General features: G+C 64.0%; 23 protein-coding genes and 1 pseudogene. 11 read left to right on the forward strand and 13 right to left on the reverse strand.

The genetic code is table 11. The features are described from left to right. Nucleotides 1-237 precede the first annotated feature (237 nt). Nucleotides 238-966, reverse strand: coding sequence for a DUF6118 family protein (locus tag BV95_RS19880; RefSeq protein ID WP_037456268.1), 729 nt, complete (start codon nt 964-966; stop codon nt 238-240). Nucleotides 967-976: 10 nt separating this feature from the next. Further along, nucleotides 977-4,030, reverse strand: coding sequence for a Ti-type conjugative transfer relaxase TraA (gene traA, locus BV95_RS19885; protein WP_037456270.1), 3,054 nt, complete (start codon nt 4,028-4,030; stop codon nt 977-979). 174 nt (nt 4,031-4,204) lie between these two features. Between traA and BV95_RS19890 the strand changes: the two genes are divergently transcribed. From BV95_RS19890 to BV95_RS19920, 7 genes are read left to right on the forward strand one after another with little or no spacing between them, the layout of a single operon-like run. Next, complete coding sequence (locus BV95_RS19890; protein ID WP_037456273.1) at nt 4,205-4,510, forward strand: conjugal transfer protein TraD; 306 nt, start codon at nt 4,205-4,207, stop codon at nt 4,508-4,510. 37 nt (nt 4,511-4,547) lie between these two features. Further along, nucleotides 4,548-4,769 (forward strand): conjugal transfer protein TraD, encoded by a 222-nt coding sequence (locus tag BV95_RS19895; protein WP_037456276.1) that lies wholly within the window; start codon nt 4,548-4,550, stop codon nt 4,767-4,769. Continuing rightward, nucleotides 4,766-5,200, forward strand: a complete 435-nt coding sequence (locus BV95_RS19900; RefSeq protein ID WP_037456278.1) for a methyl-accepting chemotaxis protein — start codon at nt 4,766-4,768, stop codon at nt 5,198-5,200. Before BV95_RS19895 ends, BV95_RS19900 begins: the two co-directional genes overlap by 4 nt. Next, a complete protein-coding gene (locus BV95_RS19905) occupies nt 5,193-5,468 on the forward strand; it encodes a hypothetical protein (protein ID WP_037456280.1) in 276 nt (91 codons plus the stop codon). Before BV95_RS19900 ends, BV95_RS19905 begins: the two co-directional genes overlap by 8 nt. Beyond that, entirely contained in the window at nt 5,465-5,749 is a 285-nt protein-coding gene (locus BV95_RS19910) for a hypothetical protein (RefSeq protein ID WP_037456284.1), read from the forward strand. The genes BV95_RS19905 and BV95_RS19910 overlap by 4 nt, the downstream gene beginning before the upstream one ends. Further along, entirely contained in the window at nt 5,746-6,666 is a 921-nt protein-coding gene (locus tag BV95_RS19915; RefSeq protein ID WP_037456287.1) for a HEPN domain-containing protein, read from the forward strand. Before BV95_RS19910 ends, BV95_RS19915 begins: the two co-directional genes overlap by 4 nt. 2 nt (nt 6,667-6,668) lie before the next feature. After that, nucleotides 6,669-8,345, forward strand: coding sequence for a type IV secretory system conjugative DNA transfer family protein (locus BV95_RS19920; RefSeq protein WP_037456290.1), 1,677 nt, complete (start codon nt 6,669-6,671; stop codon nt 8,343-8,345). Nucleotides 8,346-9,112: 767 nt separating this feature from the next. On the opposite strand, the gene BV95_RS19925 is transcribed toward BV95_RS19920, so the two are convergent. The 4 genes from BV95_RS19925 to BV95_RS19940 all read right to left on the reverse strand — a co-directional run bounded on the left by BV95_RS19925 (nt 9,113) and on the right by BV95_RS19940 (nt 11,848). After that, nucleotides 9,113-10,072, reverse strand: coding sequence for a replication initiator protein A (locus tag BV95_RS19925; protein ID WP_037456293.1), 960 nt, complete (start codon nt 10,070-10,072; stop codon nt 9,113-9,115). After that, nucleotides 10,069-10,308, reverse strand: coding sequence for a hypothetical protein (locus BV95_RS24640; RefSeq protein WP_234703255.1), 240 nt, complete (start codon nt 10,306-10,308; stop codon nt 10,069-10,071). The genes BV95_RS19925 and BV95_RS24640 overlap by 4 nt, the downstream gene beginning before the upstream one ends. 146 nt (nt 10,309-10,454) lie before the next feature. Next, nucleotides 10,455-11,108 (reverse strand): ParA family protein, encoded by a 654-nt coding sequence (locus BV95_RS19935; RefSeq protein ID WP_037456299.1) that lies wholly within the window; start codon nt 11,106-11,108, stop codon nt 10,455-10,457. A gap of 107 nt (nt 11,109-11,215) precedes the next feature. After that, nucleotides 11,216-11,848 (reverse strand): transcription elongation protein SprT, encoded by a 633-nt coding sequence (locus BV95_RS19940; protein ID WP_037456302.1) that lies wholly within the window; start codon nt 11,846-11,848, stop codon nt 11,216-11,218. Nucleotides 11,849-12,298: 450 nt separating this feature from the next. Between BV95_RS19940 and BV95_RS19945 the strand changes: the two genes are divergently transcribed. The 4 genes from BV95_RS19945 to plsY are packed head-to-tail and all read left to right on the forward strand — an operon-like array spanning nt 12,299 to nt 14,299. Continuing rightward, nucleotides 12,299-12,718, forward strand: coding sequence for a putative toxin-antitoxin system toxin component, PIN family (locus BV95_RS19945; RefSeq protein WP_037456305.1), 420 nt, complete (start codon nt 12,299-12,301; stop codon nt 12,716-12,718). A 2-nt stretch (nt 12,719-12,720) separates the two neighbouring features. Continuing rightward, a complete protein-coding gene (locus BV95_RS19950; protein ID WP_037456308.1) occupies nt 12,721-13,002 on the forward strand; it encodes a toxin-antitoxin system HicB family antitoxin in 282 nt (93 codons plus the stop codon). A gap of 2 nt (nt 13,003-13,004) precedes the next feature. Beyond that, on the forward strand, nt 13,005-13,625 hold the full coding sequence (locus BV95_RS19955) for a histidine phosphatase family protein (protein ID WP_037456311.1): 621 nt from the start codon (nt 13,005-13,007) through the stop codon (nt 13,623-13,625). Between the two features lie 11 nt (nt 13,626-13,636). Continuing rightward, a complete protein-coding gene (plsY, locus tag BV95_RS19960) occupies nt 13,637-14,299 on the forward strand; it encodes a glycerol-3-phosphate 1-O-acyltransferase PlsY (RefSeq protein WP_037456325.1) in 663 nt (220 codons plus the stop codon). A 12-nt stretch (nt 14,300-14,311) separates the two neighbouring features. Here plsY and BV95_RS23915 read toward each other — a convergent pair whose 3' ends face one another. The 7 genes and pseudogenes from BV95_RS23915 to BV95_RS19990 form a co-directional block, all read right to left on the reverse strand. Beyond that, the gene (locus BV95_RS23915) at nt 14,312-14,491 is read right to left on the reverse strand and encodes a hypothetical protein (RefSeq protein ID WP_156028720.1); all 180 of its coding nucleotides are present in this window, start codon (nt 14,489-14,491) and stop codon (nt 14,312-14,314) included. Between the two features lie 17 nt (nt 14,492-14,508). Then, the gene (locus BV95_RS19965) at nt 14,509-15,471 is read right to left on the reverse strand and encodes a tyrosine-type recombinase/integrase (RefSeq protein ID WP_037456313.1); all 963 of its coding nucleotides are present in this window, start codon (nt 15,469-15,471) and stop codon (nt 14,509-14,511) included. Further along, nucleotides 15,468-15,845, reverse strand: a complete 378-nt coding sequence (locus BV95_RS19970; protein WP_037456317.1) for a hypothetical protein — start codon at nt 15,843-15,845, stop codon at nt 15,468-15,470. The genes BV95_RS19965 and BV95_RS19970 overlap by 4 nt, the downstream gene beginning before the upstream one ends. 35 nt (nt 15,846-15,880) lie before the next feature. Continuing rightward, nucleotides 15,881-16,261: a DUF7673 family protein gene (locus BV95_RS19975; protein ID WP_051749913.1), complete on the reverse strand. Its 381-nt coding sequence runs from the start codon at nt 16,259-16,261 to the stop codon at nt 15,881-15,883. Next, entirely contained in the window at nt 16,242-16,547 is a 306-nt protein-coding gene (locus tag BV95_RS19980; protein ID WP_037456319.1) for a hypothetical protein, read from the reverse strand. Before BV95_RS19980 ends, BV95_RS19975 begins: the two co-directional genes overlap by 20 nt. Nucleotides 16,548-16,969: 422 nt before the next feature. Beyond that, a complete protein-coding gene (locus BV95_RS19985) occupies nt 16,970-22,726 on the reverse strand; it encodes an autotransporter outer membrane beta-barrel domain-containing protein (RefSeq protein WP_214442617.1) in 5,757 nt (1,918 codons plus the stop codon). A 28-nt stretch (nt 22,727-22,754) separates the two neighbouring features. Next, nucleotides 22,755-22,918 (reverse strand): annotated as a pseudogene (locus BV95_RS19990) (IS5/IS1182 family transposase); the annotation flags it as partial.

Here is a 22,918-nt window from a genome sequence, read left to right on the forward strand (position 1 = left end):
TTGGCAAAGTCAGTCCCGCGCGGGCATATTGCGCCCGAGTGGTATCGGTCCACATCGTTGATCTCCGGAAGTTTGTTGCAAAACCCCTGAATCAACGACTGCGGCAAGCGTCAAGCTAACCCACTGATACCACTCAACTTAGTTTCGGATCGGGCTCTAAAGAGTGAGAACACTCCCTTAATGTAATGATCGATGATCGCATTTTTCGAGCCATTGAACGCATTGCCTCACCTCCACCTAGTCAACGAGGGGACGATCTTTACCCTCCTCCCTCACCTCAATCGTGCAACGCACCAACTTCTTTATTTTCGCAGCTGTATCGCGGCACGCTTCCAGCGCCTCGCGGTTGCCATCGGCGAGCGGATTAGCCGTGACGATCATCGCCCAGCTCTCAGGCGCGGCCATCTGCATCAAATGTTGCCCCGCATCCCATGCCGACCGTTCGCCCAGCACCCGCGTCGCCAGTCGCTCGGGCCAGTGCCAGCGCGCAGGCATTGCCCGCGCAATCGGACCGGCAAAGACCGCATAGAGCAACAGCCCCAACGCAAGCCCGCCAAGCCCTGTCCAGAGCAACCAGCGGTTCTGCTGCTCGCCGCGCCGCGCCGACGCCACCAGGCCCGACATGGCGCGCGCGGCATCGTCCAGTGTCGATTTCGCGGCCCGCACCTGGGCTTGCAGCTCACGCGTCGCCTCGGCAATCGTAGCGTTTAAACGCCCTCCCAGCGTTTCCGGGGTAAGCATCATGGCAGGATTTTTGCGCATCCCCTCTACCTGCTGCGCCAATATCCCCAGCACCTTCTCGGTGCGCGCCAGGGTCGGCTCATAGTCGGGAATGTCGATGGACTCGCGGGCGGCGGTCAGTCCCTCGACCGCGCGGCGCAACAGCGCCACCTCGCCGCGCAGCCGCTCGAACGCCAGCGCCGGATCGCCGTCGCTCGCCGATTCGTCGCGATACGTCTCGTCCATCCTCTTCTCCTTACCGGCTCATGCCACGTCCCATGCCCAGCCCCAGCTCATGCGTGAGGTGACGGCCAAGATCGCCGCCGCCCATGTCGCGGCCCCGGCTCATGCCGATCTCAAGGCCCAGCTCTCGGGTGCGTCCGCGCAAAATGGATTCCATCTGAGGATCGCGTTCAAGGCTTTTCGCCATGCCCGCCATTTCCTGCCCGACCCGCTCTCGGCCCTTCATGTCGCCGGCGCGATAGAAGGACTGGCGCTCGGCGCTGAGGCCCTGCCAGCGTTCCACGAAGCGATCCGCCCGCAAGACAGGATCGACGCGCACCTGCGCCTCATGCGCCATCGCCGCGATCATGGGGCCGCTGCGTCCCGCCGCCGCCTCATGCAGCAGGGCAGGATCGCGCTGCATCGCCGCCGCAAGGTCGCGTGCCGCTCCCCGCCTGATCTGCTCCAAGGCAGCGCTCGACCGCTCAAGTGCAACTTTCTGATGTTCCAGCACCAGCCCGCCCGACGCCCGCGCCTGCAACACCGCCTCGGCCGAACGCGAGGCGCGCTCGACCGCGCGCGTGAAAGCGCGGTCCTCGCCGCGATCGGCACGCGCCGGGGCAGGCTTCGCCGGCTCGGCCGATAGCTTCAAGCCGTCGAACATGCCGCGCCGCGGCGTCTGTCCGGCCGCGGGCGTGCGCTCGATCGGCCGCGGGGTGAAACCTGCGAACATGCCCCGTTCGGGCGCGGCAGAAGATCCTCGCTCTGTAGGCGAGATCTCCGCGCACGGATCTCGCCCTGCCTCGCGGGGCGCATCCGGCAAGCGGATCTCGCCCGCCAACCCGCGCCGATCGGCGAAGGCCCGCGCTTCGGCATCGTGCTCGCGACTATCAGGGGCACGGCCGTAATCCGACGCCATATCCTTCGCCCGCTCGCGCGACAGTGTGCGGACAAGCCGGCGATCGTCGGCGAAGTCGTCGCGGCCGTAATGGAGCTGCACCCCGTCACGGTGCCGCGACAACGCCACATAGGCCGCATGGCGGTCCATGCCGGGGGTGGCGAGGACATGCCCCTGATCGACCGTCACGCCCTGCGATTTGTGGATGGTCGCCGCATAGCCATGATCCACATGGGCATAGTCTTTCAGGTCGAACGCGACGTGGCGGCCATCGTCGAGCCGCACCGCCATGCTGTCGGGCGACACGCGCTCGACCTTCCCCAGCGTGCCGTTCTTCACCCCTAGCCCGCGCTCGTTCTTCAGGAACATGATGCGGTCGCCGCTGGCGAACTCGCGCGCGCCCCGCTCGGCCGAAATCCGCACGTCCTGCCCCAGCTCGCCGGCGTCGCGCAGCCGATCGCGCGCGGCCTGGTTCAAATCGCGCACCTCGGCATTGGTGTGGGTGAGGATGATCCGGCTCTTGTCCGGATCGGCGCGGCGCTGCGCGTCCCATGTGTCGATCAGCTCGGCCCGCGCCGCCTCGCGCGTCTCGGCCGCGTGGACCATGCCGTGCTGCTCATAGGCATGGATCGCCTCGCCGGTGCGACCCGTCGCCAGCGCCCGCGTCGCGTCGCGCTGCCAGTCCTCATGCTGGCGGCGAACCTCGTTGATCTCGGCCGCCCCGTGGCGCTCGGCAAGGGACCGGAACGCCGCGCCGGCCTCGATCGCCTGCAACTGCTCGGCGTCGCCGACTAGAACGACCTTCGCCCCTGTCCGCTCGGCCTCCGACAGCACGCGCTCCATCTGGCGCGTGCCGATCATGCCGGCCTCGTCTATCACCAGCACGTCACGCGGGCCTAGCAGCTCGCGGCCCTGGCCCCACTGATATTCCATGCTGGCGATCGTGCGCGAGGCGATGCCCGAGCCGCCTTCCAAGCCCTCGGCCGCGATCCCCGACAGCGCCGCGCCGCGCACGGTGTAGCCGGCCCGCTCCCACTCGTCGCGCGCCACGCCCAACATGGTCGATTTGCCGGTGCCGGCATAGCCGACGACGATTGCCAGGTCGTTCTTGCCGGTGATATGCGCCAGGGCGTCCCGTTGCTGGCTTCCCAGCGCAAGGCTTCCACTCCCGGCAGCGTCCAGCCCCCTTGATTGCGACGTTGCCGGGAGACCATGCCCCGCCCTTGTCGAAAGCCGATCGCCGGCGCGCTCCAACCGCTGCTCCGTCTCGATCATGTCGCGGGAGGTAAAGCGATCCTCGCCGCGCCCGTCCTTCCCCAGCGCCACCAGCTCGGGCGAGGTCCGCACCGCGCTCATCACCTGGTCGAACTGATCCTTGCCGTCGCTGTGCCGGAACGCGAACTGCGCCAGGTCGCGCCGCGTGAACGTCGCCTGCTGCCGGGTGATCGCGTCCAGCGCGATCTCGGGCCGCGCAATGATCTTCTCGCCATTCTCGCGCGCGATCCGGGCATGGTCCTCGACCCGCTCGGCTTCAAGTCCCTGTTCGGGCATCCGCGACGCAGCCGGCCCGATCTTGTGCTGCGGCTCAAGGTCGATGCCCTGCGCCTCGTAGCTGCGATGGTCGATCCGCGCGTCTATATCGAGCGAGGCAAGCCGCTCATTGACGTGATCGGCCCACGCCTCGCGCCACTCCTTCAGGAGCGCCGCGCTGTTCCACTCGCGCACCTTCTGGCCGAAGCCCTCCGGCCCTACCTCGCGCATCGACAGCATGACATGCGCGTGCGGCTTCGGTTGCCCGTCCTTCCCCATGTCCCAATGCACATTCATGTCCGCGACCATGCCGCGTTCCACGAACTGCTTTTCGACGAAATCGCGGGTGAGCTGGACGCCCTGTTGCTGGTTCAGCTCGCGCGGGATCGAGAACTCGACCTCGCGCGCGAGTTGCGCGTCCTTGCGCTTCTCTCCGGCCTCGACCTCGTTCCAGAGCGTCGTGCGATCGTTTAAACGCTCCGGCGCGCCCTCCGGCAGCATGATCTCGGAATGGACGACGCCGGCCTTGTTCGAGAAATCATGATCGCGCCCCAGTCGGTCATCGTACAGGCGCTCGGCCGCGCGATAGGCCGCGCTGGCAACGGCGCTAGATCCGTTGGCGCGGCTGATGACCTTGGCCGAGAAATGGTAGATCGCCATGACGGCCGTTATACTGCCTTTCTAAGCGCATGTCGGCAACGACGTATAAGCGCGCACTCACACTCTCTGCCGTTCGCATGATTGACTTCGCCGCATTTTTCCCATCCGAGCGGTTCCTCGCGCGCGCGATCGTGCTACGCTGCGGCTCCCGATCATGGGCGCGAGGGAGAGAATATGCGCAAGGTCCGCGACTATGACGCCGAATTGAAGGCGCTAGGCGACAAGGCCCGCGTGCTCAAGGCGAAGAAGGTGCAGCAGCTAGGCGAGCTGGTCACGTCCACCGGGGCCGATGCGCTCGATCTCGACACGCTGGCGGGCGCGCTACTTGCCGCCGTGGAATCGGCTGATGCGAACGCAAAGGAGGCGTGGCGCGCGAAGGGTGCCGCCTTCTTTCAGGCACGCGGGCGCAAGACTGGCCGACGCACTGGCAGCGACGGTGAAGGCGCAAGTCAAACTGGCGCAGGCGAGGAACAGGCTTGAAGCCGCCGCGCGCCGCACCGATACGAGAGGATGGGTCGTGGCCCGCCGCGAACGCACCCGCCATCTCATAGAGCTGGGCGGCCTCGTCCAGAAAGCCGGCCTCGTCGAGCTGGCCGACGACGATCGCGCCACCCTCTACGGCGCGATGCTCGATCTGGCCGCCCGTGCGCGTGAAGATGGCAACATGCTCGCGCTCTGGAAGCGGCGCGGCAAACGGGCCTTCGACGCGGAAACGGCCAGCACGGAACCGGAGACATGAAGGACTTGATACCCCAGCTCGATGCGGTCGCAACGCAAGTCGCCGACGCGACCGAGCGCACCAACGACGCCGCGCGTTTGCTCCATGTGAAACTCGACGCGATCGGCCAGCTTACCGGCATGATCCGCGCCGTCGCCAACCAGACCAAATTGCTCGCGCTAAATGCTTCGATCGAGGCGGCACGCTCGGGCGACGATGGGCGCGGTTTCGGCGTCGTCGCCAGCGAAATGCGCGCCCTCGCCCTCCAGGCCGAACAGGGTGCGAACGATATCGATGCACGCCCTGCCGAAGCGCTCGAAGCCGCTGCCGGCAATGACGATGCAGTCACGGCGTTAAGCGCCGCCGTGGCCCAGGGCCTCAACGTCGTGGGCCAGCTCGTCGCCGCGCAGCATCCTGACGCGACCGCCAGACCGGAGACCGCCCATGACTGACACCTCGCGCCTCTCCTGGCAGCTCCTGATGGTCGGACCGGGAATCGACCGGATCACCCCCGACATTCAGGACAAGCTCGCCTCGCTGCTCGATCTGCTTCCCGCGACCGCGACCATCAATGTCCAGACCGATGCCGGCTATGTCACCATCTCGCGCGACTGGCCCAGTCACCGCATGGAAACCGTCGATAGCCTGGTGGACGAAATCGCCGCCGCTCCGGGCATCACCCATATCGCGCTGCCGGCAAGCGAAGGACAGGGATCGTGACGCGCGCCCTCGACATCGCAGCGATCCGCGCCCACGTCCGCACGCTCGATTATGTGCGCGGCACCCCCGCCGAAATCGCGATGTGGCGCGAAGGCGATGCCGAAGCCCGCGCCAATCTCGCGATCGAAGGCATGGACCTCGACGCCGACGAACACGCCCTGTTCGACATGCTGCGCGAGGAAGCCGTGCCCCCTCCCCTCGCCACCGCGATCATCCTCAAGCTGCTCGATCATCCCGACGCGGACCCGGCGCTGGCGATAACGCCGGCCACGATCGGATGACGATGCGGACCGATCTCGATCACCTCCCCGCCGCCAAGCGCCGCGAGCTGGAACGGGTCGCCCGCGTCCTGTTCGATGAATTTGAGGATGCCGTCAAAACCAAGCTCTCCGACAAGCGCAAGGGCGGCCGCATCCTCAAGCTGATCCTGTTCGGCTCCTACGCGCGCGGTGATTGGGTCGAGGATCGCGCCAGCGGCTATATCTCCGATTATGACCTGCTCGTCGTCGTCAACGCCGAGACCTTCACCGATCTGCAAACATGGTGGGCGGTCGCCGACGATCATCTGGTGCGCGAGCTGACCGTCACCCGCCACCTCTCCACCCCCGTCAATTTCATCGTCCATTCCCTCATGGACGTGAACGACCAGCTCGCGCGCGGCCGTCCCTTCTTCGCCGACATAGCGCGCGATGGGATCGCCCTCTATGAAGCGCCGGGACAGCGCCTCGCCGTGCCGCGCCAGCTCGACGCGCAGGAACGCCATGCCGAAGCCCTGCGCCATCGCGACCACTGGTTCCCGCTCGCCGCGCACGCGCTCAAGCTCGCCCAGGACAGCATCGCCGACGGCGTGCCGCGCGATGCCGCGTTCATGCTGCACCAGGCCGTCGAACGGGCTTACAATGCCGTGCTGCTCGTCCTGACCCTCTACGCGCCCAAATCGCACCGGCTCGGTATCCTGCGCTCGCTCGCCGAAGACCTGGACCCCCGGCTGATCGAAGCATGGCCGCGCGATACCCGCGCCGCCCGTCGCCATTTCGCGCAGTTGCAGCGCGCCTATGTCGAGGCCCGCTATTCCCACGCCTATGAAATTACCCCCGACGAACTGGCCTGGCTCGTCGGGCGCGTGAGGCATTTCCACTCGATCGCCGCCGCGATCTGCGCCGAACATCTCGACAACGACAACGGGAGGGAATCCTGACGATGGAATGGTTCCGCCAGCTCGGCCGCGCATTCCGCAACCTCGCCCGCATCGCGCGCGAGCAACCGATATGGGCGATCACGGCGCTGACCCTTAGCCCGCTCGCGCTCATCCGCCATCTGTTTCGCACCGCGATCCTGTTCCTGATCGTCGGCATAGTCCTGGCCGGCACGATGCAATATGTCCTGCACTCGCTGCTCGGCCTGGCGCGCGATTCCCATCTCTACCAGCTCGGCATGATGCTGACGTTCCTCGTCATCATTCTCGTCACGCTGCGCGCCCTCTTCCAACCGCTGATCCTGCGCTATGGCGGCCCTGCCGGCGACGACACCCACGGCTCGGCTCGCTTCGCCACCGATCGGGAAACCCGCCCCCTCGCCCAAAATGGCGACGGCCTGCTGATCGGCCGTGATCGCAAGTCGGGCAAGCTGCTGCGCTATGCCGGTCCCGCCCATCTGCTGACGATCGCGCCGACGCGCACCGGCAAGGGCGTGGGCACGATCATTCCCAACCTGCTCGACTATCCCGGTCCGGTCGTCTGCATCGACCCCAAGGGCGAGAACGCCCGCATCACCGCCCGCCATCGCGCCAGGTTCGGCCCGGTCCATGTGCTCGATCCGTTCGGCGTCACCGGCATCCCCTCGGCCGCGTTCAATCCCTTGGATCGCCTCGACCCTGCCGGCCTCGATCTTGCCGACGACGCCATGACGCTGGCCGACGCGCTGGTCTATGACGCTCCCGGCGAAGCCGGCGAGGCGCATTGGAACGAGGAAGCCAAGGCGCTGATCGCCGGCATCCTCCTGTGGGTGGCCTGCGACCCGCAATCGCAAGGGACAGACCGCACGCTGGAAGCCCTACGCGACTGCCTCACCTTCGCGCCGGATAATTTCCAGAAGATGCTGCGGGAAATGTCGCGCAGCACGCAAGCGCGGGGCCTGATCGCGCGCGCCGCCAACCGCCACCTGGGCAAGTCCGATCGCGAAGCCGCTGGCGTGCTGTCGGCCGCGCAGCGCCATACCCATTTTCTCGACAGCCCGCGCATGACGGCGGTGCTGGGGCATTCCGATTTCACCTTTGCCGATGTGAAGGCGCGCGGCACCACCGTCTATCTGGTGCTGCCGCCCGATCGGCTCGCCACCTATGCCCGCTGGCTGCGCCTGATGCTCGCGCAAGGGCTGACCGATCTGGCGCGCGCGCCGGCCTCCCCTGCCCGCTCCGTGCTGTTCCTGCTCGATGAGTTCGCCGCGCTCGGCCGCCTCGAACCCGTCGAGCGGGCGATGGGCCTGATGGCCGGCTACGGCATCCAGCTCTGGCCGATCCTGCAAGATGTTCACCAGCTCCGCGCGCTCTACGAGCGCCGCGCCGGCACCTTCCTGTCCAACGCCGGCGTGCTGCAAATATTCGGCGTCAACGATCACGACAGCGCGAAACTCGTCTCCGATCTGCTCGGCCAGGAAACGGTCGTGTTCGAGACCATGAGCCGCGCGATCGACGCGGAGGAAACCGGCATATCGTTCGGATCGCAGCATGTCGGCCGCCCCCTGCTCACGCCCGATGAGGTCCGCACGCTGCGCGAGGATCTCCAACTCCTGTTCCTCGCGGGGCAGCGCTCGATCGTCGCCGCCAAGCTGCGCTATTATGCCGATCGCGAGTTCGCGGGTCGGTTCGACAAGGTGTGAGGGCGTTTAAACGGCGCGCGGATCTCGCGCCGGAAAGATCGACCGCCTGGGAAGCTCGTAGAGCACCATGGGCGCTTGGACCCTCCGACACCTCACTGAACGTCTAGAATGACGCCCAGCGGCCCGGGAATCGCCCCTGCCGCGACATTTCCGCCTCCCCTGCCCTCTCGGGTCGATCACTGCCCTATCCGCCTGGCTTTTCTGGAAAGCCAATTGCGACGGTGCCGCTGGCGCTGTGGTTGCGGTAGAAGCGCAGCGTTTAAACGATCCCCAATCCGATAAAAAGCGTGCCGGCGAAGCCGGCTCATCATGGGGGATGCCGGGTGGGAGGATCGCAAAGCGATCCGGGGCGGCCGAAGGCCGCGAGCCGGCGGGGGCGTAGCCCCCAAGAGGCGGTGCTGCTGTCTTTGCCGCACGCACACACCATTGGATTTGGAGTTATCCACAGGAGGCAGGCGCTGCCGTGGCGTTAAAGGATTCTGTTAAAATAGGAATCGTTAAGTAAGTTAAGGCGGAAAAACTGGGATTTTATGCTTTGCAATTCAATGGCTTATTCATGCCGCTGGTGGGTGAAACCCCGTGATTCGGTGGGTGAAACCCCGATAGTAGGGTGGGTGAAACCCCGACGCTATGGTGGGTGAAACCCCGATAATTGCTCTCGGGTGGGGGCGGATTCACGGTTTTGGCGCTCCTTTGCGACTCGCCGCCCCGGATTTCGGGGCAGCTTGCCCCTGTTTCCAAGGCAGCGGTGTGTGAAACCACGATAGTTAGCGCGCCCCGCCCCGCGCGAGGCGGTCCATAAGGTCGTCCACTTCGCCGGCGCGGCGGCGATCGGCCTCGTAACGCTCATGGCGCTCGCGTTCGGCCTCCAGCCTGGCGTGCAGCTCGGCCGCCTCGGCCGCGCCGCGCAGCTCGAACAGCACTGCCGGTGCGCCCTCGGCCGTCTTGGTCATGGTCATGGTGTATTCGGGGAGCTGGTCGGCCTCGATGATCTTCCGCAACATGCGGTTGAACTCCTTGGGCTGGGCGTCACTCCCCGCTTTCTCGCGCAACAGCTCGACGCGGCACGTCCATCCGCCCCGCTGACTGCCGGCGTGCTTGCGCGCGATGCGATACACCGCCCGCTCAAGCCCGCCTGTCAGCAGGAAATAATCAGCGTGCATGGTGAGAAGCGACCGCTCGCTGACAATCCCCTCATAGACCCAGTTCGACAGGGTGATGGTCATCCCGCGCGGCTGCTCTGTCGCGGGATCGACCTCCAGACTCCACCCGTCCAGCCACCCGAATTGCGCTTCGGTGCGACGTTTGGGCGCGCGCAGCGACGTGCGAATGGAAGTCGTCTCCAGACGCGACAAAGCCGCCTGCAGCTCGGTATAGTCGCGCCCGCCCGTCCCGCGCCGGATCGCCCGCAACAGGTCGTAGGTCGTCGTGGTCAGCGTCCGGGGCAGATCGTTGACGCCCTGCTCCTTCATCCGGTTGAGGACCGACGCGGCCCAAATCAATATGTCCGCGTCCCATATCGTCGCCATGCCGTAGGCGGGCATCGCCTCGACCTTCACCCACGCCTCGCCGTCCGGGCTGCGATATTCGATCGGCTTGAGGCGCTTACGTTTCTGAAGCGAGAAAAACGGGCGCTCCATCACCTCCCGCTGATCCTTCAGTGGCAGGTCGTTCATCAGCGGAATGAACAGGTCGAACGTGGGATTGGGATCGCGGCGCTTGCTCACGGGGCGAACCGGGTATGCCCGCGCGTCACGAGATATTGCCGCAATAGCCGCTCGGTGATGACGGTCAGCGGCTCGCCCCCTTCCTCGACGCTCAATTGCCGCAAGGTGCGGTGCATATCCTCGGGGATATGGATCAGGACGGGCTTCTTGCCGGGATGGCTGCTGCGCCGCGCCGCGCTTTCGCTGGCATCGCTGCGCGCGCCCTGCCGCCCCCTGCCCCGTTGCTTTTGGGCCACCTCTGCCCTCGTCGGTTTGGAAGATGGCGCTGCTACCGGCGTCTGAGGCGCTATTGCTTCAGGCGCGGCCTGAGGCACAGGCAGCGGCGCAACCTCAGTTTCAGGCTCATCGAAAATCCCAGCCAGGGCCGACGATTTCTTGGCCATTATGCTACCTCGCTTAGTGGCTTATTCGCATAACCGCTTAGTCGCTTAGCCTCGGCAAAGGCGGCGCGCAACTCGCCCGCCGCCTTGCTCTCCGGGTCCAGCTCGATCGCGGTCTTGCCGATCGGCGTCGCCTTGTAGAAATCCTTGCGAAAGTGCAGCACGGAATCGAACACGGCAACACCCTTGGCGGCGAAGCCCGCGCGCGCCTCGGCCCCCTCCCCGCCCTGGTGCGGCACTTGGGTAAGGATCACGGCGAACGGCGTTCCCGCCTGCTGCACCTGCTTGACGGTTTGCAGGACGGAATGAACGTCCAGGCCGCGCGGCGCGACCGGGATCACCACGAAATCGGCCTGCTCGGCCGCCAGCATGGCAATGTCCTTCGAGTTCGCCGGCGTGTCGATGAGGATAAGGTCCAGCTTGCCGCTCTCACGCCCGCGCGAGACGTGCAAGGGCAGGCCCGCGACGCTGCTATCCTTCACCAATACATCGTCGGTATCGCGGCGTTCCGACCAATAGAGAGCGGACCCCTGCCGATCGTCGGCGTCGAGGATCACGACCGCCGCCCCTTCGCGGGCGGCCTCCACGGCAAAGGCGGTCGCGATGGTCGTTTTCGACTGCCCGCCCTTCTGTGCGATGATAGCCCAAGTTTGCATGACGACTCCTGCTAAGCGACTAAGCGGCTTATATCGCTTAGTCGCTTAGCAAGCAAGTCGCACCAGCTTAGTAGCTTAGTAGCTTAGTAGCTTAGTAGCTTAGTAGCTTAGTCTTCGCCGTCGTCCGTATCGTCGTCAAGCGGTTCATGCTGCATCTGGCCGTGATCCTCGACCGGGCAAAGCGGCGCTCCGGCCTGCTCAAGCCATTTGCGCGCGGTCCTGACGGTATAGCCGCACGTCGCGCACTCGCATTTGAGCATCCGGGTTTTCTGCTTCCTGGGTGCGGTCGACTCTCCATCGGTGTCGAGACGGGCGTGGGGGAGGGGGCCAACATCGGCCATTATCGGCGCGATGGCCGCAAGGAACGCCTCGCCGGGGGTGGTGGCGCGCATCGGCCCGACTAGGCCCAGCCCAAGGGCGACCCGTTTAAACGCCTTCCCATGCCCTGCCGGGATGCCGACAGCGGCATGGACCAGCTCATGCGCGAGGATGGCCGCGATCTGCGCCGGCATCGCGTCGGGCGCGTGCGCGAGGTCGGGCCGGATGAAGATTTCAAAATGCCCGTCCGCGCTCAACCGATTATCCCAGCACTCGCCGATCGCCTTGCCCTTCGCGCCTCTGCTGGTGAAGCCGATCGCCACGCGCACGCGGTCGGGCAGGGGGGCGTCCAGCGCTTCGAACAGCGGAGCCATGCCCTGCGCCACGGCATTGAGCCAGCTTTCACGGGTTTGGTGGGTCATCGTCCTTACTCCCTTCAAATCGCCTGTCCGGCGATGGCCATGCCATCGGCCGGAACACGGGCGCCCAAGAACGCCGGCGAGAGAGGGGGGCAGCGGGATTCGATGGGGTGGTGCGGCCGCAGCGCAGCGAGGCACGGCCCGTCTACTCCCGTTGCGGGGGAGAGAAGGCCGGGACCGGCTTTTCCCCACTAAGCAGACAACGCGCCGGCGCACGCCGGCACCATGAAGCGAGATCCGCTGGCGATCTCGCCCCCGCCATGTGGGTCGTCACCTTGGGCCAAGACCGCTTGCGGGCTTGGGGAGCGAAGCGAGTAGGGCCACGGTGCCGCGCCAGCGGCAGGCACTTAATCGCTTAGTCGGTTATTTGCTTAGTATATGGATTGCATCGGGAAGGGAGGGCGCTCCAAAACAGTGTAGAAAAACATCCCATAGGATGTTACATTAGCGGCGATGAAAAGAGTCGTATTGGACACCTCGGTTATCGCCACGGCGCTGCGGAGCCAAACGGGAGCCAGCTTCGCCCTGCTGCGGGCCGTCGAGTATGGCCGCTTGAAGATACTGGCCACGCCATCGCTGTTCCTCGAATATGAGGATGTGCTGAAAAGGCCAGAACAACGGCAAGTGACGGGGCTGTCATTGCAGGACGTGAATGAGCTGCTGGACGAACTGGCAGCGCTTGTCGAGCCGGTGGAGGTTCATCTGCTATGGCGGCCGCAACTGCGCGACCCGGATGATGAAATGGTGTTGGAAGCGGCTATCAACGGGCGAGCCGATGCGCTTGTGACCTATAATATTCGTGATTTCAGGGGCGCGGCCCCGCGCTTCGGAATCCGGTTGATACAGCCCGCCGAACTTTTGAAGGAGTTATGACAATGAGCAAGGCGACTTACCCGCTCAAGCTGCCAACCTCGATCAAGGCAGCGGCGGCGCGACTGGCAAAAGAAGATGGCGTAAGCCTCAATCAATGGATCGCAACGGCGGTCGCGCAGAAGATCGGCGCTGTCGAGACGGCGGCCGAGTTCTTCACGCGCCGCGCGGAGGGCCGCACCGGCAGCGGCTTGGGCCGTATTCTCGACATGGTGCCCAATCGGCCGCCCGAACCCGGCGACGAATTGCCGGAAGGCTGGACGCCCGATCGCCTCCGTCACAACTAGGCATGAAGGCGATTTTCATCCGCCACGGCGAAAGCACCGGCAACGCCGGCGTCCCCTGTCACGATCTCGCGACGATCGAGCTGACGGAGCTGGGCCAGGAACAGGCGCGCGAAGTCGCGGCGAGCTGGATAGAAGCGCCCGCGCTCATCGTCACGTCGCCCTATACCCGCACGCAGCAGACGGCCGCGCCGACGATCGCGCGCTTTCCCGGCGTGCCGGTGGAAGTGTGGCCGATCGAAGAGTTCACCTATCTGCAACCGGCGCGCTGGAACGGCACGGGCAGCGCCGAGCGGATGCCGCACCTTGAACGTTATTGGAGCGCGGCCGATCCGGATTATTGCGACGGGGAAGGGGCGGAGAGCTTCGCCACCCTGCTACGGCGCTGCGAGGTCGCGCTGGTGCGCCTCGCTGCCATGCCGCCCGCCTCGTTGGTCTATGTGTTCGGGCATGGGCAGTTCATCCAGGCCGCCCGCGCGATCGTCGCCGACGCCCATATGGACGAACGGGCCAGGATGCGAGCGTTCTGGCGCAAGGGTGAGCCGCCCGCGATCAGCAACGCGCAGCGGGTAGGCTTCCATTGGCAGGGCGGGCGCTGGGAATGTGCGCCGGCGATCGCTGTGTGATGGAGAATTCAATGCCCCATTCGATTGCCTACTGCACGTTGGCCGGCATGGTCGCTTATTTGCTCGGCTCAATCCCGACAGGTTATTGGCTCGGCAAACTGAAGGGCATTGATATACGAGAGCATGGCTCCAAAGGCACCGGCGCGACGAATGTCTTGCGGACGCTCGGCAAAGGACCGGCCCTGGTGGTGCTTCTCATCGATCTGCTTAAGGGTGTCGCAGCAGTTGCCTTTGCGCGCTGGCTCTACTCGCTGCCTGTCGTGATGACAGCCGCGCCCAGCGGAGTAGATGTGAAAGCTTGGCTCCCTTGGGCGCTTACAGGGGCAGCGTTGCTAGCGATATTGGGGCACAGCCGGTCAATCTGGATACAGTTCACTGGCGGCAAGTCGGCAGCCACCGGGCTAGGCGTGCTTCTGGCGATGTCCTGGCAAGTGGGCTTGGGTGTCGCGATTACCTTCGGGGCCACCCTGGCGGTCTCGCGGATTGTTTCGCTAAGCTCGATTGCGGCAGCAGGGGCGGCGGTCGCGCTAATGGTGATCTTCCGGGAACCAGCGGCCTTCTTGCTCATGGCGGTTGTTGGTGCAGCTTATATCGTCTCCCGTCACACCGCGAATATCCAACGGCTGCTCGTCGGAACGGAACCCAGGATTGGACAATCCAGCAGAAGCCTCTGATGAATTGGGTTTCTAAGCGTCGATCATCGCCTGTGCTTTGAAACCCTCGATCCGTTCGCCACGAGTGCGCGATAGTCCGACAGGGACAATGGCATCCTCACTGTAGCGAGGATCGATAGCCCGATAGAATATTCCCTCTACGCGCGCGAATATCGTTGATGTCCGCAAAACCTGCGGCACAGCCAGCACCATGCGGTCGACTCCTGCTCTTAGATCAACACCCGCTCTACCTCATCCAGCGTCACATCGTCCGGACGGCGGTCATAGAGCTGCGTCGTGCGGGTAGAACTATGGTTCGCCATCGTCGCGGCCGTCTCCAGGGTGCCGCCATTTTTCAAATAGGTGGTGATGCCGGTCGCGCGGAAAGAATGGTTGCCGATCGCCGTCCCGATCTCGGCCGCGCCCGCGCGCCGGCGCACCATCGCGAACGCATTGGGCTGGGGCAGGGGGGTATCGCTTAGTCGCTTAGTGCCGCGCGCGATCGTGCGGAACAGCGGCCCCTTGCGATCCTCGCGCAAGCCGCACCCGTCGATATAGGCGGTCAGATAATCCTCTAGATTGTGGTGGCAGGGCATTTCATGGCGCTTGCCGCCTTTCTCATGCAGGCGGACCCATAGCCGCCTATTCTGCATGAACACGTCCTCGACCCGCATCGCCAGCGCCGCGCCGATCCGCGCGAAACTATAGACCATCAACCCGATCAGGGCGCGGTCGCGCAGGCCCGCATGGGTGGTCACGTCGATGCTGTCGAGCAAGCGCCGCGCCTCGTCAGGGGCCAGCACCGGCGTCTTGCCGCGCCTGACGCTATGCGCCGGCCCGCGCACCGATCCAGCGGGGTTCACGGGCACGATATGGCCCGTCACCAGCCATCCGAACAGGTTGCGGACAGCGGCGAGCTGCTGCTTGACGCTGGGCGGGGCAACCTCGCGCCCCAGCGCCTCGACCCAGGCTGCGACGTGGAGCGGCTGCACGCCGGCGAGCGATGTCACCCCGCGCGCCTCGACCCAGGCCAGGAAGTCGGCCGCCGCGCGCATATAGGCGCGGCGCGTATGCGGGTTGCGGATGGTGACGGCGAAGAACTCAAGGAAGCGCAGCCGCGCCGCCTCGTCGGCCGACCCCACCAGCGCCGGCAGCGCCAGCGCGGGCGAGGGGAGGGGGGAGAGCTGGTTCATCGCTGGATTTTCTCCCAGCGCGCCGGCTCGGGCCGGGGTTCGATGAAGACGCGCTTCAGCTCCGCTTTCAACTGTTCCTCGGTAAGCGGCGGTTTCCGATTGTCCGTCAGCGCCTGCAATGACCGGCGCACCAATTCGTCGCGTAGATCGCGGTGCGGCTCCAGGTCGCGGAAGATTCCAAGGATGAAGAACACTGCCTCGGCGAGGTGGGCATAAACGCCGCGCTCGATCCGCTCCAACAGCCAGTCCGCGATCGTCGGAGGTAAATTCACCTCAAAACGCAGGCCGCCCGCGCGCGCCTGTTCGCGCAATGCCTTGGCCTGCTCGCGCTCGGCGTAGTTGTCGGCAAAAGCCTCGTCGTCATCCTTGTGCATCAACGCTCCCTCCTGGCTGTGGATCTCCGGGCCGTTTAAACGCTCTCGGCAGGATCGCCGCGATAGCGCACCCAAAGGTCGCCCATCGCGTCGCGGTAGCCCCATGCGTCGGCATAGGTGGTCGGCTCCTGCGCCAGCCAGGCCATGATCGTCAGCATGTCCTCGGCAATGACGGCATCGAGGTTGCAAAGGTGCAGGATCGGAAAATGCCCGCACTCGTCGCCGTTCCACCATGCCAGCAGAAAATCCGCCACCTTGCCAGATGCGCCGGTTTCGGCCGCGCGCGTGGGCGGCATGGCGATGGCGAGCAAGCGGCCGATCGCCGCGCCGACTTCATCGAAGCTGACGGCCTGGATGATGGGACGGCGCTGCGGGGGTGTCGCGGCCTCGGCCCGGTCATGGCCGCCCCCGGACATGAGCGGCGGGGTCAATGATGGTGATGGCATCCTGTGCGCCGTTGGTGACGGCATCGGCGAACCCGAACAGTTCGACGCGGCCGCCATCATTGTAGATGCGGCCCGAGACGGTGCCGTGGACGATGGCCCGCGCGCCGCGCTCGATCGTGAGGTTGCCCGCGATCGTCCCGTGCAGGATGAAGCGCACGCCCCGGCGCAGCGTCGCATCGCCGGCGATCATGCCATAAAGGGCGATGTCTTCCTCGATCGCGCAAGGCCCCTCGATCTTCCCATGTTCCGCTCGCACGACGCACTCCGATAATGTGTGATAAAGGACATTATCACATATAGAGCGGGCCGTGAATCCCGCATGGCGGGGTGTAGCCTGTCACGATAAATGGCCAAGGGTGCCCCAGTTCAGCAAGATGTGCGCGCAGGGCGTTGGCGAGCATGGTACGCAGTGCGCTGCCGACCGAGGAGCGAGCGGGCGCGATGGGCCATAAGAACGCCCTGCTGCTCGACTATCTTGAACGGGTCACATGATGACTTTTCTGGTTGGAGGCAATGTCGCCACCAAATCCGTCCAGCGTTGCAACCAGAAATTGATGCGATGTCAGCTCGACGCGCCCCTATCGACTTTGCCTGTCATGGGAAACGACAAGGGGTGGGAATGCGACCATTCCCACCCCTTGGGTAACATCTACGTCAGTTCATCCTGGTCTTTGGGGGTCAGAACCGGACGTTGATGCCACCACGCACTTCGGCACCCTTCTGCGAGCCGCCGAAATTCACACCGCCCTGAACGAAGACCCCGACCCGCTCCTTGAAGAGGGCGCTGATGCCAGCGTCCACCGAACCGTAACCCTTGGGATCGACACCCTTGAGAACGAAGGAGTCACCGCCCGCTACGTAGGCGAAGGAACGGTTGCTGCCGACATCACCCTGGAAGGTGTAGCTCAATTTACCGAACGGACGAACCGACACATCATTGTTGGCTGCCCACTCAGTGCCAAGGCGCACACCAACCTCCGGCACGAACACCGTCTTGGAGTCCCGTTCACTGGTGAGACCGACGCCAGCGGCACCCTCTTCGGTAAACCCGCCCAAGGTCCAGTGGCGCAGCGCTAGCTTGCCGTAAGGCAGAACGGTCACGTTGCTGTTCTGGGTGACATTATAGCCCAGTTCGACGTTGCCGTCCCACTGACGCCCCTTGAAGCTGGCGGTCGCCGTCCGGTCCAGGATGGCCAGTTCACGGGTAACATCGAAGTTCGAGAAACCGTAAACAAACTGCGCACCGGCCTGGAAGGGACCAAAGACATGCTTCCAGTTGACACCGAGCGAGTAGGTCTTGGCCTTTGCCGTCTCAGGGGTGCCCCGAGCCGCAATGTCATGCTCGGCATAGGCAAAGCCGATCCCGAAGCCACCATTATTGGAATAGCCAAGGTTGATGCCGATGGCCCCCCCATAGCTGTTGTCGCGGATCTTCGATGCGCCTGACGCCGTACCGCCATAGCGAGCGAAACGACCGACCGGATTGATCCACAGCCCCAGTCCCGGACCGGCATTGCCGACAACGGCGGCCGTTTCGAACGATTCGGTGAGCGCCGAATTCTGCTCGATCGCGGCAAGCGACCCGTAAATCTCGGCCGACGACAGTTCGTTGAAGACCGCTGCGGCACCCGCTTCGTTCAGGCGCCAGTCGAGACCTGCCGCGATATTGGCGATATCCTGTGCATAACCAAGTTCGGTCACGCTCCCGAAAGCGGATTCACCTGCCGCATCGGCCTTGATCTTCCCGATAACCGTAGTGAGGGTGCTGTCGAGCGCCGTAGCGGCCGAAACCGCGTTCGGGTTGGTTGCCGCAGTAGCATAGCTGGCGCGGCTAGCCTCGATCTTCACCGTCTTGGCGGCCGTGTCATTCACCAAGTCGAAGCTGACAAACGGCGAACTGAGCGAAGGCGTGACCGCAAGGCCCGTGCCATCATACTCGCCGGTGTAGGTAAAGAGGGTATAGCCATCCCCATCGGAGAAGAGGCTATCCTTCGAGACCGTCAGCGCCACCTTGCCGGCGAGGCTGACATTGCCGTCAACCTCGACAGTCGAATTTGTCTGCAACACACCCAGCGCGCTCGGCGTGGTGAAGTAGTAGACATTGACACCCGCAGCGACGGGGCCAAGCACTTCGCTACCGCTGCTCGAACCAACCGAAACGTCGATGGGGCTGTAGCGCACCAACGAGGGGTTCAGATTGACGACCAACGCTCCGGTCGAATTCTGCGTGAAATTGCCCTTCTGGTAGAGGGAAATGCCGTCGATGGTTTCCGGTCCGGCGCTAACGAGGCTGTCACCGACAGTCGCCGTCAGCGCCGGTACGCGGCGACCCAGCACGAGGGTAGCGTCATTGGTGATGTTGCCCTTGACGCCAAAGACATCATCCTCGCCGCTGGCATCCAGACCCAACTGGACTTCACCGGCCTTGATATTGAAGTCACCGACATCCAGCGTCCAATTCGGCTGTAGTTCGCTGGCTTCGGCGGGTTCATAAGCAGCACCATTGATGACAAATGTGCCATCGCCGGTCTTGTTGAGAGCCGTAACGCCAAGAACGCGCGCACCGCCAGTCGAGAAATAGCCCTCTGCGGCTTCAGACAATGTGGGTGCAGGCGAATATTGCGCGAAATAATTCTCGAACTCGCTGGCGCCCAGGAAGCCGCTGCCATTCAGGTTGACCGTGGTGTTGGTAAGATAGGCACCGCTATCGTCGCGCTGGGCGGTGATGTCGCCCAGAGTGATCGAACCGTCGTTCAGGTTGACGGTCGCCGCGATGTCACTGGTCTTGACGGCCTTCTCACCAGCTACCGTCAGCGGGAACTTGTCAGGATCGACAGCCTCGGGATCAACGACAATGCTCGTGCCGCTGAGCCAGGACGATGCATAGCTCGCCAGGTTGTCCTGGGTGATAACCGCACCGCTCACGTCGATGCCGCCCGAGACGCCATTCTGGTTCACCACATAGGTCTGCGATACCAGTTCCTCGCCGGGGGTAACAGTGACGTTTGTGCTCGTCTCCGTAGCATCGACTACGGCCGAACCGTTGAGCGCCCAACCGCCGACAGAGGTAGTTCCCGTGATGATACCGTCGTTCGTCACCGTCCCGGTGCCGCCGATGACGCTGATATCACCGAAGGCGATTCCGTCCGCGCCATTGGTGAAGCTCGCATTCCCAGCAACCGGCGTGATCGTGTAGGTGCCCTCGAACCGGCGCAGGGCCGGATTCTCGAGATGCGTCTCCTCCTCCTGTGCAGTCACATCATAATCGCTGGCATTGGCGGAGAAATAATTGCCGTAGCCGTAGGTGCCGAGTGTTCCGTTATTGGTGATGGAGGCGGAAGTTACGCCGCTAGCGCTCACATTGCCGGCGACCTCACCGTCGTTCACGACATTCACGGCACCGCCGCGAGCGGTTTGGCTATAGCTGTAGCTACTGTCTTCCTGACCATCAGCGGAGAAGCTAGTCACCTTGGTCGAGGCGCTGTCATAGCCATAGCTTGAGGCATAGATGCCGCCACCGACGACATTATCCCCTGCAACGGAAACCGAGGCACCGCCAAGGCCCGAGGCGACAAGATCGCCAGTGACGCCCGACTGTCCCTTATTGAGGAAGGTCGAAACACTGTCGACCACGATGGTCGCCGTTCCGCCCTGCGCCGTCCCGGTCGAAGTTGCAGTGACCTGAGTCAGTTCGACACCATCGTCAACCGTTCCGGCATAGTCATATACCGTCTGTGAGGTCGAAGACGCTCCACCTGTGGTAGCGGAAACCGAACCGCCATCTACGATCCCGGTAATAGTTGCCGTCGCATTGCCCTGGCCGGCGCTGACCGACGCGCCACCCAGCAAGGTGCCTGCCATGGTAAGCGTGGCATCGCCGCCTGCCGCCGCTGCCTGCGATGAGCTGGCAGACGTGGAGCGTTGGGTGACGACACCATCTTCGTCGGCCACATAGCTCGAATGTGAACCCGAACTGGTGTCCGTAACGCCGCTGGTGGTCACGGTGATGTAAGAGCCGACTTCTGCCTTCGCACCCACCACAGCGGACGCGGAGGACAGGCCATAGACATACAGCCCGCCATCAACTTTGCCCGTGCCGGTGACGGCCGCGCTCGCAGCGCCTCCCGAACGGGTGGTGCTGGTTTCAGAGGAGCTTTCGCTATTCGCAAGCGAGTAAACTCCATCGGTCACAACATAGTCATATTGGCTGCTGCCATTGGCAGCGGTCGTGCTGGTGTAACCGCCCGAAGTGACGGTGCCGCCGACCTTACCGCTATCGACGGTCACGCTGCTGGCTTCCGTGCCGTAGGAGCTGACATTGCCGGCTGCGCCGGTATTGCCGCTATCGACCGTTCCCTTGATGACGACCGTGCTGGTGCCCTGGGCCGAGGACGATTCGCTCTCAGAGGCGGAAGTGTAGCGATAGGTGCCGTTGGTCGGCACTTCCTCGCTGAGGATGGTCGTCGACTCAGAACTGCTCGACGAATTCGAGTTAGTACCCGAACCGGCCGTCGAGGAAAGGTTGCCATAAATGGCACCCGTCACCGTGGCTGTGCTGTCCTGGTTAGCGACCTGAGACACACTACCAAGCGTAGGACTGTCAAAGTTGAGCGTCCCATTCGCGCCAGCATATGTGCCGTTCACCGAACCGCCAATTGCCGTCGAACTGCTTTCGCTGGCCGAAGACGTAACGGTCGTGGTGATGTCGGGAGCCGGTGCCGTGCCCGTAGCAGTGGCCTTGGTCGTCTGACTCGTCGACGCATAGGTTGAAGCGGTGCCCAGGCTCGAAGCACTCGTGGTTCCGCGAACCACGCCTTCATTCACGATCGTCACGTCGCCGACCGCACTGGCGACAACCCCGGATTGGATGAGGGCACCGCTCTCATTGGTGACATCGACATCGCCGCCTACGGTGCGCGATTCCCAATTGGTCGAGGAACCAGTACCGTCCGCCAGAACATCGGAATTATTGGTCAGCGTCAGCGAACGGGCCGAATAGGCGTAGACGCCGCCTTCCACATTGCCGCTGTTCCCGACGCTTGCACCGGCATCGCCATTGGCGATCAGTGATCCTTCAACATGACCCGTCTGACCGACATTGATTGAGGCCGCGCCGCCTACTGGCGTCGTAGTCGCCTGCGCTACGGTCTGAACAAGACTGCCGTCATTGGCATAAATATACTGCGTGTTCGAGGTGTAGGCTGTCCCGACCGAAGTCGCCGACACATTGCCCTCGACTTCGCCGTCAACCGTCGCGTCGGCGGATGCCAGGCCGTTCGTATTGACGTTCCCGCCAACCGAACCGCCTTCGGCAACGTTCGTGGAAGCCGCTCCGCCAACCGGCGCGGTCGAACTGGTCACGACATATTGCGTCTGAACGCCATCAGCAGCGCGCGTCTCAGCACTCGCATATTTCGATACACCGTCGGCATCGAACGAGGTCGCCGATACATTGCCCGACACCTCGCCCCCGATCGTCGCGGTGGCACCGCCAATACCCGTAGCGGCGACGCTGGTCACATCGCCGCCCTCACCGATAGCGACCGTCGCCGTACCGCCGCCGAGTGTCGTATCATATTGTTCGACTTGGGCCGAGCTGCCGTTTGCAGCAACAGTATAGGGCTGGGTGACGGAAGACACCGTTCCAGCACTATAGGCCGTGACTGATCCGGCCTTAGCGTTGACAGTAGCATTAGCGCCGCCGAGACCCGAAGCATAGACCACGCCACGGCTCGACCCGTCTTCGCTGGCCACGTTCCCGTCGATGGCCACCGTTGCGGCGCCGCCTGTCGTGGTCGTCGTCGTAACGCCGTCGACAGGGTCCGAAGGAGTGCTGGTCTGGTTGGCGATCGCATAAACACCGCCGGAGCGAACCTCGCCGCTCGAACTGACACTGACGTCGCTGTCGCCGGTAGCATAAATGCCGCCAGTTACGGTGCCATTGTTCGAGACGCTGACATCGCCGCCATTCTCAAGCGCATAGACCCCACCATGGATCGTCCCGGCATTGGCGATGCTGACAGCACCGCCGAAGTCGGTTGCATAAAGTCCGCCAGTAACCAGACCGCTGCCGGCATTGGTGGCGGTGAAGCTATTGCTCGCCCCGGCTTCAGGCCGACCAACGAAATAGACTCCTACGGACTCGGTAACGTCTCCGGTGATGCTGCTCACCGCGCCGAACTTACCGTTGTTGGTGAAAGCCACGGCACCATCGCCTTGCCCTTCGGCGGCGTTGAACTGGACCGAAGGGCCGCTCACAACCGCCGAACTAGGCGCGATCAGCGTCAGCTTAGCATCATTGGGAGAACTAACCGCAGCCGTAATAGCGGCATTCACGTCGGCGCCGGAGACAGACGTTGCCGGTGCAACAGGGGCCGGGATCGTGACGTCACGAGCGAGAGACGGAACAGCGACTACAGTCAACGCTGCCGGCAAGGCCGTAGAGACTAAGGCGTGTGGACATTTAGCGCATAGCGATCTTCAGGGCCGCAAGGTTGATCATGGCGCGGTAGCTCTGATCAGTTTTCTCGTATCGGGTAGCGATGCGCCGGAATGTTTTGAGGCTACAGAAGAAGTTCTCGACGAGGTGCCTCCAGCGATAGGCATGGAAGTCGCAGTCGATTTTTT

Origin of the sequence: Sphingobium chlorophenolicum (assembly GCF_000722875.1) — a bacterium.
GTDB classification, from domain to species: domain Bacteria; phylum Pseudomonadota; class Alphaproteobacteria; order Sphingomonadales; family Sphingomonadaceae; genus Sphingobium; species Sphingobium chlorophenolicum.

Bases quoted from the DNA above. Each gene is read 5' to 3' on its own strand.
- BV95_RS19940 (WP_037456302.1), bottom strand. From the start codon at position 11,848: ATGACCCACCAAACCCGTGAAAGCTGGCTCAATGCCGTGGCGCAGGGC.
- BV95_RS19935 (WP_037456299.1), bottom strand. From the start codon at position 11,108: ATGCAAACTTGGGCTATCATCGCACAGAAGGGCGGGCAGTCGAAAACG.
- BV95_RS19915 (WP_037456287.1), top strand. From the start codon at position 5,746: ATGACGATGCGGACCGATCTCGATCACCTCCCCGCCGCCAAGCGCCGC.
- BV95_RS19890 (WP_037456273.1), top strand. From the start codon at position 4,205: ATGCGCAAGGTCCGCGACTATGACGCCGAATTGAAGGCGCTAGGCGAC.
- BV95_RS19900 (WP_037456278.1), top strand. From the start codon at position 4,766: ATGAAGGACTTGATACCCCAGCTCGATGCGGTCGCAACGCAAGTCGCC.
- BV95_RS23915 (WP_156028720.1), bottom strand. From the start codon at position 14,491: ATGGTGCTGGCTGTGCCGCAGGTTTTGCGGACATCAACGATATTCGCG.
- BV95_RS19950 (WP_037456308.1), top strand. From the start codon at position 12,721: ATGAGCAAGGCGACTTACCCGCTCAAGCTGCCAACCTCGATCAAGGCA.
- traA (WP_037456270.1), bottom strand. From the start codon at position 4,030: ATGGCGATCTACCATTTCTCGGCCAAGGTCATCAGCCGCGCCAACGGA.
- BV95_RS19975 (WP_051749913.1), bottom strand. From the start codon at position 16,261: ATGTCCGGGGGCGGCCATGACCGGGCCGAGGCCGCGACACCCCCGCAG.
- BV95_RS19880 (WP_037456268.1), bottom strand. From the start codon at position 966: ATGGACGAGACGTATCGCGACGAATCGGCGAGCGACGGCGATCCGGCG.
- BV95_RS19920 (WP_037456290.1), top strand. From the start codon at position 6,669: ATGGAATGGTTCCGCCAGCTCGGCCGCGCATTCCGCAACCTCGCCCGC.
- BV95_RS19970 (WP_037456317.1), bottom strand. From the start codon at position 15,845: ATGCACAAGGATGACGACGAGGCTTTTGCCGACAACTACGCCGAGCGC.
- BV95_RS19955 (WP_037456311.1), top strand. From the start codon at position 13,005: ATGAAGGCGATTTTCATCCGCCACGGCGAAAGCACCGGCAACGCCGGC.
- BV95_RS19905 (WP_037456280.1), top strand. From the start codon at position 5,193: ATGACTGACACCTCGCGCCTCTCCTGGCAGCTCCTGATGGTCGGACCG.
- BV95_RS19945 (WP_037456305.1), top strand. From the start codon at position 12,299: ATGAAAAGAGTCGTATTGGACACCTCGGTTATCGCCACGGCGCTGCGG.
- BV95_RS19965 (WP_037456313.1), bottom strand. From the start codon at position 15,471: ATGAACCAGCTCTCCCCCCTCCCCTCGCCCGCGCTGGCGCTGCCGGCG.
- plsY (WP_037456325.1), top strand. From the start codon at position 13,637: ATGCCCCATTCGATTGCCTACTGCACGTTGGCCGGCATGGTCGCTTAT.